The sequence below is a fragment of the Streptomyces sp. NPDC093801 genome, assembly GCF_040701585.1.
Lineage (GTDB): Bacteria > Actinomycetota > Actinomycetes > Streptomycetales > Streptomycetaceae > Streptomyces.
The window spans coordinates 92,816-105,781 of sequence record NZ_JBFBDP010000026.1 but is presented as its reverse complement, the minus strand read 5'-3'; the positions used below and the strand labels follow the sequence as shown (position 1 = coordinate 105,781).

Here is a 12,966-nt window from a genome sequence, read left to right as displayed (position 1 = left end):
CCCGGAAAGCCCCGGCCGGTCCGTTCCTTCGCACCAACCCGTCACCCGGCGCGGCGGCGCCCGAGCGGCAGCAGGTACTGCAGGGGCTGCTCCAGGTCGTCCAGGCCGAGCAGTTCGTGGGCCAGGTCGTCCTGGAAGCCGCCCAGCGGAGTCCCCGCCAGGCCCAGGGCCGTGCCGGTGAGCAGCAGGGTCTGCGCCAGGTGGCCCGTCTCCAGCAGGGCCAGGCGCAGGGCGCGCAGGCCGTAGCGGCGGCGCAGCAGGCCCAGGTCCGCGTACAGGGCGAGGACCACCGGCGCGCCGTCGATGCCGATCCAGTGCGGGTCGGTCGGGGGCCGCGACAGGTAGGTCGACAGCGCGGCGATCTCCTCGGTGGCCGGGGCCGGGCCGACGGGCCGAAGCGTCCGGCGCTCGGGCACGCAGTCGTAGGTGCCCGCCGGGACGCCCTCGACGTCGAGCACCAGCAGCCGCACCCGGGCCGTGTACAGGGCGCCCGCGCTCGGGTAGGCGCGGCGGGCCGGGGTCTCGGCCGAGCCCTCGGGCAGCGGCCGCCCGTGTCCGTCACGGCCGGCCATCGCGTGCCACAGCAGCGCGCCCAGGCCGGCGGCGTCCAGCGGCCCGCCGAGCGCCCCGCGCGCAGAGGCCCGTGCGGCGAGGGCGGCGCCCAGCGGCAGCTCGGGCAGCGGGCCGGCGGGCAGCGGGACCTCGGGCGCGGCCGGGACGTCCCGGGGCGTCCCGGGCGGCAGGGTGCGCAGGGCCGTGTCCTCGCCCCGGCCGATCTGGAACTTGCTGCGCTCCAGGTACTGGACGTCGGGGGCGGTGTGGCCGGGCGCGAAGTAGTCCGCCGGTGCTCCGGTCTCCAGCAGGGTGCGGGCGGCCAGCCGGCACACCGCCCGCTCCTCGTCGGGGGTCACCCCGAGCCGGTTGAGCAGCATGTGGAGCTGCGAGCCCCAGATCCATGCCGTGGCGTCCGGCGCCGCCTCCCGCCCCTGCCCCGCGCGGAGCAGGCCGTCGGCCTCGCGGACCCGCTGCTCCCACGCCGCCAGCCAGGGCGCCGCGGTGCCCTGCGCGAGCCGCTCCCGCAGGGCGTGCGCCCGCCGCTCCAGGCCGGAACGCTGGGCGGCGTAGACGGAGTTGACGCGGGCGTGCACGGAGGCGCCGGGCAGCAGCGGCACCTCGGTGACCCAGCGCCAGCCCGCCGCGTGCCCGCGCAGCCATCGGGCCGCGGTGAGCCGGTCCATGCCGAGCGCGTGCACCGTCGTGTGGACCAGGTCCGCCGCGAGCGCCAGGCGCGCCGACGCCCCGCCTCCGGCGGCGAGCTCCCGCAGGGCCCCGAGTACCGCCCGCGAGGAGTCCGCGAAGACCTCCTCGGCGACGGGAAGCGCCCGCGGGCCGCCGTACCGGCCGGTCTCGGGCACGTACGGGACGGCGCGGACCTCGCCGTGGCGGGAGGGCCAGGGGCCGGGCACGGAGGGCACCTTCCGCGCCGCACGGGCCAGTTCGCCCGGGAGCCGCCCGGCGGCGGGCCCGCTCAGTCCGCGCACCCGGACGCGCACCTGGGGGCCGTCCTCCGCGTACCGGATGAAGAACCAGCGGTCGGCCTCCCCGGCCGCCACCAGGCCGTCGAGGAGCGGGGCCGCCCCGTGGAGCAGGAAGGCGTCGGTGTCCTCGGTTCCGGAGTGCAGGAAGACGTGGTGGCTGTGCCAGAGGTCGGTCGTGGTCATCTGCGGTCCTAGAGGGGAGAGGAGGGGCGGCGGGTCACGGGAAGGGGTGGGGGTGGAGCGCGAGGTCCTCGTGGCGCAGCGGCCGGGGGGCGCGGCCCAGCAGGTGGGGCACCTCCAGCAGCCGGGGCAGGCCGCGGGTACGGCGGTTGACGTGCCCGAACGTCATGGGCAGCGAACCGGGGACGATCACCTTCACGCAGTGCAGGCCGAGCCGGTCGCGCAGTCCCGGCTCGCTCTGGTCGACGGTGACGACCTCCAGGCCGGCGCGCTCCAGCCGGCCGACGGTGGCGGCGAGCAGGTCGCCGAGGTCCGCGACGGGTTCCGGCGCCCCGGGCCAGACCCGCGCGGCCGGGAGGCACGGGGTGTCGGCGAAGAGGAACTCCAGGCGCGGGCCCGCCTCGGGAAGGGAGTTGAGCCCCACGTGGTCGTCCAGGCCCACCACCAGCTCCGGCCGGTCCAGCATCGGCCGCAGCCGCTCCGGGTCGCGCGGACCGTCCTCGGCGAACGAGCGCCCGGGCGACTCCAGCACGTTGGTGACCACCTCCGCCACGGCGGAGCGGATCGCGGCGCGCGGATCGTGGTGGGCGCCCGCCGCGAGGAACATCCGGGGCGCGTCGGGGTGGGAGCCCTCGTAGCGGCAGACGGCCACGACCGCCGGGATCCCGAAGTCGTTGGTCGCGTCGAGCAGCCGGAGCCGGTAGCCGGCCACGGCGGCGCGGTCCGCGAGCAGGGCGGTGTCCGGGTCGTCCGGGGGTGCTTCGACGCGGCGCAGCGGGGTGGCGGCGTACCAGGCCATCAGGAAGGCGTCGCGTTCCGCGATCTCGAACAGGCCGTAGAGCGCCGCCTCTTCGGGGCTGTTGCCCAGTCCGCAGCCGTTGGAGGACTCGTAGACCACGCGCGGCCGCCCGGCGCCGGGCACGTCCCAGTAGGCGGCGTGTTCGGGGACGAGGACCGGGCGCCGCCGGGTCAGCGACCAGCCGCGCACCCAGTCCAGTTCCAGGTCCGGTGTGTAGGGGACGGTGGGCGAGGCCGGGTGCCCGTGGTGGGCGGGGTCGGGCAGGCCGAGCCGCTCGGGGTCCAGGGCGCGGTCGGGGCCGAGGGCGGCGAAGGGGGCGCGCAGGTCGGTGCGCCGGCCGGTGGGCCGCATGCCCGCGTACCGCTCGACGGCCTCGAAGAGGGCGATGCGCTCGCTGTCGGCGAAGTCGCGGGCGCGGCCGTACCCGCCGTCGTCGACGGGCCGGCCGTCGGTGACGAGTGCGCTGGTCAGGGAGAAGGCGGAGTCCTCGGAGCGGTAGAGGCTGCGCACCGGCCCGAACCGCTCGTCGTACAGCGCCCGCCGCAGGCGCTCGGGGCCGGCGGTGCGGGGGTTGGGCAGGCGCAGGACGTACGGGTCGGGCAGCGGGCGGGGGGCGGAGGGCAGCGGGGCCGGCGCGGTGGCGGAGTCGGCGGGCAGGGGGCGGCAGACGGCGCAGCCGCCGAAGGGGCGCGGGCGGTGGGTGGACCAGGTGCCGCGCCCCTGGTGGACGACGTGGACGACGGCCGCCCCCGCGTCCTCGGTCCCGTCCGCGGCCCCTGCGTCCAGCAGGTCCCGCACCAGGGCGCCGAGCGAGGCGGCCAGGGCCGGGGAGGGGACGCCGGCCAGTTCGAGCGCCGGGCTCTGCCACGGCACCCGGCCGCCCGCCGTGGCCAGCCGCTGCCGTTCGGTGCAGCACAGGCAGGCCGCCGCGCCCGGTGCCAGCAGCGGCCCGACCACGGCCAGCGGGCCGTCGAAGCGTACGGGGACCAGGGCGACGGGGTGGGAGAGGGCGTGCCGGCTCAGTTCCTCGGCGAGCCCCAGGGTCCACCGGGTCATCAGGACCACCGCCCCGCCGGCCGTGGTGGCCAGTGCGGCCTCGGGGTCGAGCACCGGTACGGGCAGGGAGCCCAGGGGGCCGGGCGCGTTCATCGGGCCTCCTCGGGGGCGGCGTGCAGCACGGTGAAGCCGAAGGCCCGCAGACGGGTGGCGAGCGCGGGGGCGGAGGCGGACGCGGGGGCGGAGGCGGACGCGGGGGCGTCGGCCGTGAGGGCGGCGCCGGTCAGCCGGTGCAGCGCGCTCTGGAGCCGCTCCTCGCGCCGGGCCACGTCCGCCATCCAGCCGTTGGTCCAGCCGGGGTCCTCCCAGGCGGCGATCCGCGCTCCGGCGGTGGCCAGGGGGGCGACGGCCCCGCCCGAGGGCGGGACGCGCAGGGCGTCCGTCCCGGCCGGGCCGGCGGAGGCCGCGCAGACGGCGGCCAGCGCGGCGAAGGCCGCCGCATCGCCCGGGGTCGCCTCCACGGCCTCACCGAGCGGCGCGGATCCGGGAGTTCCGGCCCGGCGGACGACCGCGTGGTACGCCTCCCCGCCCGGGGCGGCGCGCCGGACCTCCGGGCGGGCCGCCACGCCGAGGCGGCCGGTCAGCGTCGTCCACCAGTGGCGGGCCTGCGGATGCCCCGACCACTCCCCCTCCGGGACGGCCGGCCCCGCGGCGAGGCGGGCGGCCGCCGCGCGCAGGGCCCGCCCCCGGGCGTGCCCGGGGTTCGCCCCGACGGTGGGCCCCCCGTCGCCCAGCAGCAGTTCGGCGGCCCGGCAGAACAGCTCCAGGCGGGCCAGGTCCAGCCGGGGCGCACCCCCGGTGAGCAGCCCGCCCGGGAGGGCGCAGGAGGCGAGCGGCACGGGCAGCTGGCTCAGACCGGCCGGCTCCGGCCCGGGCAGGACTCCGCAGCGCCCGTCGCCGAGGGCGTCCAGCCGGCGCAGCGCCTCGTCGAGGGTCCGCGCGGGGACGAGGCCGGTGTGCCGGTCCGCGTCGAGCCGGTCGGGGCCGAGCCAGGTGCGGTAGTCGGCGCGCAGCGGGCGGGCGTCGGCGAGGAGCACGGCGGGCAGACCGGTCAGCAGGCGCTCGTCCCCGCCCTCGGCCGCCGGGTCCGGCAGCCCGGCGGCCGCGCACAGCAGCCGGTGCGCCGCCGTGCCGGCCAGCAGTGGGAGGAGCGCGGCGGGGCCGTCGTCCCCGGCCGGGCCGAGGCGGTCCTCCAGGGCCCGTGCGTCGGACCGGGCCTGGGCCGGACTCCCGGGTGCGGTGGCGTAGCCGCCCCCGCCGGAGCGTCCGGCCGCGACCGCCCGGTCCGGTCCGGCGCCGTGGAGGCGGAGCAGGACCCGGCCCGCAGGGAGGTCCGGGTCCGCGGAGTACGCGACGGGCAGTCCGCCCCGCGCCAGGGCCCGGCCGGCGGCGCGGGCCAGGGGCGCGCCGGGGTCCCCGGCCAGCACCTCGGCGCGGGCGGCGGCGAGCGCGGCCGCCGCTGCGGCGGGGCGTCCGGAGCTCTCCCCGAGCCACCGGGCGACGGGTTCCCGGTCCGGGTCCGCAGGCTCCGGGTGCGGGGGCCGGTCCTCCGTCACGAGCAGGCCGTGCTCCTCCAGCCGGCCGAGGAGGACGTCCACCGCCCCGCGCACCGCCGACCCGGGCTCCATGCCGTCGAGCAGGGCTTCCAGTCCGCCGCCGCGCAGCGGCTGCTCCAGCAGCTTCCAGAGGGCGGGGAGCGCCGCGCTGCCCTCCAGGGTGACGCTGCCGCCGCGGCCCCGCAGGTGCAGGCCGGCCCGCAGGGGGGTCACGGCCACCCCGGGGCGGAGCCTGCGGACGGCCGCCTGGCGCGCGAGGGCGGTCATGACCGTCCCTCCACCGCGTCGACGGCCGCGCCGATCTCCGCGCGCCAGTCGCTGCCGGTCAGGCCCGGCACGGTGCGGACGACCAGGTGCGCCGCCAGGTAGCGCTCCAGCGGGCGGACGTCGCAGATGGCGAGGAGCCGGTACAGGGCGTTGGTGCAGGCCCGGTAAACCAGGTACTCGGGGTCGTGGAACATCGCCCCCTGCGGGTCGGCGCGGCTGAGCAGCCGGTGGAACTCGCTGTACCGGGTGCGGCGGTCGTGGTCGTAGCGCTGCACCGTGCCGGGGTCGCCGGTGGCCAGGGCCCGCGCCCTGTAGGCGGGGGCGGCTCCGTGCAGGTCGGCGCCCGCGTCGAAGCGGGCGCGCGCCAGCCGCCGGGCTCCTGCGGAGAACTCCGCCCAGGCCCGCTCCCAGCCCAGTGCCCCGCCGTCGGCGATTCGCCCGACGAGGGCGGTCACCGCCCCGTCCGCACGTTCGCCGTGGCGTTCGAAGCGCTCCCGCAGCCGGCCGTCCGGGTCCTCGTGGACGAGGAAGTCCTCCAGGTGGGAGACGTACGACCAGTGGCCTCCGGCGAGGCCGCCGGGGTGGGCGGCCGCGTGCGCGGCGAGGGCGGTCACCGCGAGCCGGATCCGGGCCTGCGCACCGTCGCCGTGTTCGCCGAGGAAGCCGGCGCCGGCCCGCAGCGCGCCGAGGCCGGCCCGCAGCAGGTCCTCGCGCAGTGCGGTGCCGTCCGCTCCGAGCAGGCCGCGCACGGAGGAGCGGTCGACGGACTCGATCCGGACGGTGTTGTCGGGCTCGATGGGCCCGTACGGCGGGGGCACGAGTTCGGCGCGCCCGGCCTCGGCGGCCCGCTCCAGCAGCTGTGCCTCGGTGAGGTCGCCGTGCGAGGGGTGCTCGCGCAGCCAGTCGCGGAGTGCGGCCGCGGCGGATCCCGCCGCCTCCTCCACCTGCCGGGCCGGGCCCTGCAGCCGCAGCCGCAGGTGGGGGCCGTGCAGCCAGTGCCGTTCCACGTGGGCGGCCAGTCCGCCGGCGGCGGCCTCCTCGGCCAGGGGCAGCAGCGCCCCGCGCAGCAGGGGGGCCTTGTCGGGGTGGTGGTAGCGGGCCACCATGTCGAGGGCGTGGTCGTCGGGACGCATCCGCTCCGTACTCCCTTCCTTCGTCGTCCGGGGTCGTTTCATCGCCTCGTCACCGCCGTCCGGTCCGGTAGACCTCCAGGACGAGTTCGACCGCGCGGGCCGCGGCGTCCTGGCCGCCGGGGGCGGGCAGGGCCTCCTCCAGGACGGCGCCGCCGCCGTGGCGGGAGAGCCATTTGGGCAGGCAGCGCAGGTGCAGGGCGTTGCCCAGGTCAAGGAGGTGCGGTTTGGGGCGGGCGAGGCGGGTCAGGAAGTCCTCGGCGGACCGCCCGGTGGGGGCGGCGGCGGCCGGGTGCAGGAAGACCTGTTCGGGGAGGTCCAGGGCGGCTCGCCAGCGGGCGGCGGCCTCCGCCGGGACCTCGCCGCCGGCGGCGAGGTCGGTGCGCAGCCGCTCCAGCACGTCGGGCGGCAGCAGCCAGCGGCGGCGGCGGAGCACCACGTCGCGGTGGCGCAGCCTGGGCGTGTGGGTGACCCGGCCGCCGCCCGGCGCGGGGAGGGCGCCGCGGGGGACGAGCGGGCGGAGGTCGACCACGCCGTGGGGCTGGTCGGCGAGGTGGGCGCCGAGGCGGCGCGGCAGCAGGACGGGCGAGAGGAAGCCGGGGTAGAGCACGTCGAGGAGTTCGCCGGTGCTCCGCAGCCGGATGCGGACCTGGTCGTCGGCCTCGTCGTGGACGAGTTCCAGGTCGGCCTCGCCGAGGGAGGCCCAGCGGCGGTCGGGGCCGATCTCGTCCGGGACGAGGAGGGGGTGGAGGTTGGCGTTGAACCCGCCGACGGGGCGGATCTGTGCGGCGCGGGCGCCGGGGCCCAGGGCGCGCCGGATCTGCCGGGACACCGCGGCGGTGGCGTCCGGGTCCAGGCTGTCCAGGAACCGGCTGGTGAAGCGGCCCCAGCCGCCGTAGACGTGGTTGACGCACAGCCGGCCGGTGCGGGGGTCGCACTGGAGGAAGTAGGCGTAGCTGAGGGGGCGGGCGAGGGCCCAGTCGGGCAGCCGGTCGCCGAGGCCCTTGAGGAGCTCCGGGGGCAGGACGGCCTCCTCGGCTCCCGCGGGCTGCGCGTCCAGGGCGTCCCGGACGGCGGCCACGGCCTCGGAGCGCAGGCGCGCGAGTGCGTCCGTCCCCGCGGGGAGGGGTTCGGCGGGGTCGAGGGCGGCGAGGCGTCCGGCGGTCTCCCAGGCATCGGCGATGTCGGCGCCGAACTCCCACGGGTGCGGGCAGCGGCCGCCGGGACCGTAGCGGGCGACGAAGCGGTCGCGGACGACCCGGCGCACGAGGTGGCCGAGGTCGAAGAGCTCCGCCAGCGCGGTGACCTCGCCGAGCGTCTCGTGGTCGCCGGCGTCGAGGAAGCCGTCGAGGGCGAGGGGCCGGGGGGCGACGACGTCCTCGGAGAGCGCGTCGAGGGGTGCGGAGACGCTCGGGACGGGGCGTCCGGCGGCGGCCAGCGCCTCGCTCCAGCGGCGGGACAGGCCGGCCAGCAGGGCGGGCCGGTCCGAGGCGGGGGTGTCGGCGAAGGAGGCGGTCGTCCGGGCGAGCTCGGCGAGCCGGTGGGCCTGGGCGGCGTCCTCGGCCCGCTCGCCGGGGGTGGCGCCGTCGAGGGAGCGCAGCCACCGGGCGAGGCGGCCCAACGGGTCGGGGTCCTGGGGCGGGACCGGGTCGACGGGCACCAGCAGGCCGGCCTCCGTGAGCCGGCCGAGGAAGCGGGCCGCGGCGGCCCGGCCGTCGCCGCCCCCGCCCGTCAGGGCGGCGGCCAGCAGCCCGGTCAGCTCCTCCAGCGGTACGGGCTGCCCGGCCCGGTCGGTGACCAGGCCCAGCGGGCCGTTGGCGGGCAGCTCGGCCTCGTCCTCGCCGGCCACGAGGTAGCGGCCCCCGGCGAAGGAGGTCCGGTCGCGGGAGTAGGCCGCCCGCCCGCCGGCGCTCCGGGCGGTGCTGGTGATGCGGTGGGGCAGGGCGGCCCTGCGGTGCGGGGCGTCGAGGAGGGCGAGGGTGAGGGCGGTGGTCAGGGTGCGGCTGGGCTGTACGACCGCGCGCAGGGGGCCCTCGAACAGGGGCTCCCGGCCCCAGGCGGGGACGGTGCGGCCGGGGGCCTGGGGCAGGGGGCCCCAGCCGACCGCGGTGAACCAGGAGAGCGGGCTGGTCTTGGTGCTGGCCCGCAGGGCGTAGCGCAGGACGGCGGGCTCCTCCTTGCGGGCCCTGCGGTCCTGGGCGCCGGTGCCCGCCCGCTGCACGGCCCGCAGCAGGTCGGCGCTGGTGAGGGCGACGGCCTTGGCGAGGGCCGGCTCTCGGCACAGGGCGGCCAGGGCGCCGCGTTCGGCGGCCAGGGCCCGTTCGGCGGCGGGTGCGAGGAGGGCGAGGAGGGCGGTGCGACGGGTGCGCAGGTCGAGCCAGGAGGCGAGCCGGGGAAGGCGCTCCGGGAGGTCGCCGAGGCGCTCCAGCAGGGCGGGGCGGGGTTCGCGTCCGTTGTGCAGGGCGCGGCGCAGTGGGAGGACCACGTCGCGGTGGAGCGTGTCGGGGTGGCCGCCTCGGCTGGCGTACAGGTCGTCGCAGAGCGGTGCGGCGGTCCGCATCAGCTGCCGGTCGATCCGGTGGAGCCGCTCGAGCAGGGCGCGGAAGCCGGCTGCTTCGGCCGTCTGGGCGGGATGGGTCAGCACGGTGGCGCGGACCAGCGCGTACGGCGCGGACCACACCCGGTGGGCGTCGGCTCCGGCCTCGGCCGGCGTGCCGTGCGGCTGCTGCATGCTGGTCCCCGTCCTGTGGGTGGTGGCGCGGGCTTCCCGCCGCGCTCGGGGCGCGGCGGGAAGCGGGTCTGCGTCGTGGGCGGCCGTGGTTACACGGGGGTCGGGTGGGTCGGCTGTGCACAGGACGACGAGCCCTGGCACGAGCACGATCCCCAGGACGCGCCGCCCTCGGGGAGCGCGACCGTGTCGCGCATGGCGGTGACGGTCAGGTCGCCGAGGTCCAGGTCGAGGTCCTCGAAGCCGAATGCGGGGGTGTGGTTGTCGGACGTCATGGATGACTCCTCTGGTGGAAGGCCGATGCTCCGGGTGCCTGCGGTGCGGGTCGTCAGCCGGTGAACGGCGAGTCCATGACCGGCGGCTTGTTGCAGGACGAGGAGGCCTGGCAGGAGCAGGAACCCGACGAGGCGCCGCCCTCGGGGAGCGCGATCGTGTCGCGCATGGCGGTGACGGTCAGGTCGCCGAGGTCCAGGTCGAGGTCCTCGAAGCCGAATGCGGGGGTGCGCGTGGTGTCGGACATGGGTGTCTCCCTCGGTTGGAAGCGAAAGCCGAAAGGTGCACGGGGCGGAATTCCGCAGGCCTGCGCGACGGCGCGGGCGGCGGAAGGGAATGCCGGATTTCCTCGGGTTTCGGTCCGGCCGGATATCGATCACATCCGGCCACTGGTGCGGCCGACCCGGTCCTCAGGATCACCCAGGGGCGCGAAGGGCCGCTAGAGCCGAGATCCGGCCGCACTGCCGAAGCGGTGGGGGGTGCGGCTGGAACACGCCGGAAACCCCGCACCTTCGGGACACCGTTGCGCGTCATCAGGCCACGGCGGCCCGATTCCTTCCGCCCATGGCCGGTCCGGGTACGAAAACGCCCCCGTCCACCGGGGGTGGACGGGGGCGGAAGTGAGCGGGATGTCAGTCGGAAATCAGCCTTTCCCCAGCACGCCGGACTTCACGCACGGAGCCGAACCGGTCGGGTGGCCCCGGCCTCCGGGCCCGGAAACGGAGCGGTGCCCCGCCGACCGAAGTCGACGGGGCACCGGAGCGCTCGCTCTCCCGGGGGACGGTCAGGCGACCGGGACCGGGTAGGTCGGGTACTCGACGCCGGACACGTGCTGGACCACACGGATGACCTGGCAGGAGTAGCCGAACTCGTTGTCGTACCAGAGGTACAGAATCGCGTTGTCGCCGTCGACCTTGGTGGCGCCGGCGTCCACGATCGAGGCGTGGCGCGAGCCGACGAAGTCCATGGAGACCGCGTCGGGGGCGGTGGTGAAGTCGATCTGGCGCTTCAGCGGCGAGTGCAGGGAGACGCCGCGGAGGTACTCGAGGACCTCGTCGCGGGTGGTCTCGCGGCCCAGGCGCAGGCTGAGGATGGCGATCGAGACGTCCGGGACGGGGACGCGGATCGAGCTGCCGGTGATCGGCGCCTTGAGGTCGGGCAGCGCCTTCGCGACGGCGGAGGCGGCGCCGGTCTCGGTGATGACCATGTTCAGCGGCGCGGAGCGGCCGCGGCGGTCGGCCTTGTGGTAGTTGTCCAGGAGGTTCTGGTCGTTGGTGAACGAGTGGACGGTCTCCACGTGGCCGCGCAGCACGCCGTACTCGTCGTCCATGGCCTTGAGCGGCGGGACGATCGCGTTGGTGGTGCAGGAGGCGCAGGAGAGGATCTGCTCGTCCGGCTTGATCGTGTCGTGGTTGACGCCGTGCACGATGTTCGGGACGTCGCCCTTGCCCGGGGCGGTCAGGACGACCTTGTCGATACCGGGGCGCAGGTGCTTGGAGAGGCCCTCGCGGTCGCGCCACTTGCCGGTGTTGTCGATGAGGATGGCGTCCTTGATGCCGTACGCCGTGTAGTCGACCTCGGAGGGGTCGTTCGCGTAGATCACGCGGATCGCGTTGCCGTTGGCGATGATCGTGCTGTTCGCCTCGTCGACCGTGATCGTGCCCTGGAACTGGCCGTGGATCGAGTCGCGGCGCAGCAGCGAGGCGCGCTTGACCAGGTCGGCCTCGCCGCCACCGCGGACGACGATGGCGCGCAGGCGCAGGCCGTTGCCGGAGCCGGCCTTCTCGATGAGCAGGCGGGCGACGAGGCGGCCGATGCGGCCGAAGCCGTAGAGGACGACGTCGCGGCCGGAGGAGCCCTCCAGCTTGTTCTCGCCGGTGGCGCCGGCGACGGCCTCGGCGGTGAAGTCGGCCACGGACAGGCCGCGGTCGTCGCTGTTGTAGTTCGCGGCGAGCATGCCGATGTCGATCTGCGACGGACCGAGATCGAGCGCGGCGAGGGCCTGCAGGAACGGCATGGTCTCGGTGACCGAGAGCTCCTCGCCGTCGATCTGCCGGGCGAACCGGTGGGTCTTGAGGATGCTGACCACCGACTTGTTCACCAGGGAGCGGCTGTGCAGCAGGATCGTTACATCCCGCTCGCGGTGCAGCTTCCCGATGATCGGGATCATCGACTCCGCGATCTCCTCGCGGGTCTTCCAGTTGCTGAACGAGTCCTCGTTGACAGTCACAGAGTTATCTTTCGAGCTAGGCGGCGCTCATATGCTAACCCGACCGCGCCCGGCATCCTCTGCGGGGGTGGCGGGGAAACCGCCCGCGACCAGGGGCGCACAGCGCGTGAGCGCGCGGCGGGGGCGCGGGGGCCGGGCGGCCAGGGGGGTCAGCCGAGGGTCGGGTGGGCTTCCGGGTGGGCGTCCCACCATGTCCGGTGGAAGGCGTTGTTGTCCACGTTCGCCAGGTACGCCTCCACGGCCGCCCGGTGGAGCAGCTCCGCCTGGTGCGCGGAGACCGACGACCGGTTCCAGGCCAGCCGGATCCGGCCGGTGACCGGGGTGCCGGCCAGGGGCCGCATGACCGTGCCCGGTACGGCGGGGGCGGTGGGCTGGCTCAGCGAGACCGCCCGGCCCGCCGCGATCAGGTCGTGCTGCATCTTGCGGTCGGTGATCCGGTAGCGCAGCGAGGGGGTGAACCCCGCCCTGGCGCAGGCCTCGATCAGGGCCTCGGGGCCGCCGTCGTCGTCCTGGACGAGGGTCATCCACTGCTCGCCGGCCAGGTCGGCCAGGTCGAGCCGGGCGCGGCCGGCCAGGGGGTGGCGCGCGGACATCCGGATGCAGAACGGCTCCCGGGGCACGACGGTGCGGGCCTGGACCCCGCCGGGCAGCGGGACCTCGTAGTCGTTGACCTCGCCGTAGACGATGGCGTCGTACCGGCCGGCGCCGAGCATCCGCACGAGGGCCGTCACCGAGGTCTCCAGGTCCACCGCCACCTCCCGCCCGGACAGGGCCAGGTCGGTGCGGGCGAGCAGGCCGTCCAGGAGGACGAGCAGGATGCAGCCGAGCCGCAGGGGCGCGTCCGCCGACAGGGCGCGGGCCTCGGCCCCCAGGGCGTCCATCTCGCCGAGCACCCGGCGGGCCTTGGCGAGGACGAAGTGGCCCAGCGGGGTGGGCTCCACCCCGCTGCGGCCGCGGACGAAGAGCTCGCCGCCCGTGACGCGCTCGATCCTGCGCAACTGGGCGGAGAGCGCCGGCTGGGAGACTCCGAGCCGGCGCGCGGCCGCGCCCAGACTTCCTGCTTCCGCTATCCGGCAGACGGCTTGCAGGTGCCTCAACTCCAGCTGCATCCCGGCAGCTTACGAAGCGTCACCGCGCCGCACCATAACCCGGGCCTTATGCCCGCAGGGATGTCCCAATCTCGCCATGTCCACGCTCATACTCGGCGAC

Annotated in this window: 9 protein-coding genes; all 9 read right to left on the bottom strand. The window is 76.7% G+C overall.

The features are described 5' to 3' along the window. Positions 1-41: 41 nt before the first annotated feature. The 9 genes from AB0469_RS28325 to AB0469_RS28285 all read right to left on the bottom strand — a co-directional run bounded on the left by AB0469_RS28325 (position 42) and on the right by AB0469_RS28285 (position 12,866). The gene (locus AB0469_RS28325) at positions 42-1,721 is read right to left on the bottom strand and encodes a thiopeptide-type bacteriocin biosynthesis protein (protein WP_366454280.1); all 1,680 of its coding nucleotides are present in this window, start codon (positions 1,719-1,721) and stop codon (positions 42-44) included. Positions 1,722-1,755: 34 nt separating this feature from the next. Next, positions 1,756-3,666, bottom strand: coding sequence for a TOMM precursor leader peptide-binding protein (locus AB0469_RS28320; protein ID WP_366454279.1), 1,911 nt, complete (start codon positions 3,664-3,666; stop codon positions 1,756-1,758). Next, complete coding sequence (locus AB0469_RS28315; RefSeq protein WP_366454278.1) at positions 3,663-5,396, bottom strand: hypothetical protein; 1,734 nt, start codon at positions 5,394-5,396, stop codon at positions 3,663-3,665. Before AB0469_RS28315 ends, AB0469_RS28320 begins: the two co-directional genes overlap by 4 nt. Further along, a complete protein-coding gene (locus AB0469_RS28310) occupies positions 5,393-6,529 on the bottom strand; it encodes a lantibiotic dehydratase C-terminal domain-containing protein (protein WP_366454277.1) in 1,137 nt (378 codons plus the stop codon). Before AB0469_RS28310 ends, AB0469_RS28315 begins: the two co-directional genes overlap by 4 nt. Before the next feature lie 49 nt (positions 6,530-6,578). Further along, positions 6,579-9,257 carry a lantibiotic dehydratase gene (locus tag AB0469_RS28305; RefSeq protein ID WP_366454276.1) on the bottom strand — a complete coding sequence of 893 codons (2,679 nt, stop codon included), beginning with the start codon at positions 9,255-9,257 and terminating at the stop codon, positions 6,579-6,581. A gap of 89 nt (positions 9,258-9,346) precedes the next feature. Then, positions 9,347-9,529, bottom strand: coding sequence for a thiazolylpeptide-type bacteriocin (locus tag AB0469_RS28300; protein ID WP_366454275.1), 183 nt, complete (start codon positions 9,527-9,529; stop codon positions 9,347-9,349). Positions 9,530-9,582: 53 nt separating this feature from the next. Next, positions 9,583-9,774 (bottom strand): thiazolylpeptide-type bacteriocin, encoded by a 192-nt coding sequence (locus AB0469_RS28295; protein WP_366454273.1) that lies wholly within the window; start codon positions 9,772-9,774, stop codon positions 9,583-9,585. 537 nt (positions 9,775-10,311) lie between these two features. Continuing rightward, complete coding sequence (locus AB0469_RS28290; protein WP_042817582.1) at positions 10,312-11,757, bottom strand: glyceraldehyde-3-phosphate dehydrogenase; 1,446 nt, start codon at positions 11,755-11,757, stop codon at positions 10,312-10,314. A gap of 149 nt (positions 11,758-11,906) precedes the next feature. Beyond that, positions 11,907-12,866, bottom strand: a complete 960-nt coding sequence (locus AB0469_RS28285) for a LysR family transcriptional regulator (protein WP_366454272.1) — start codon at positions 12,864-12,866, stop codon at positions 11,907-11,909. Positions 12,867-12,966: the final 100 nt, after the last annotated feature.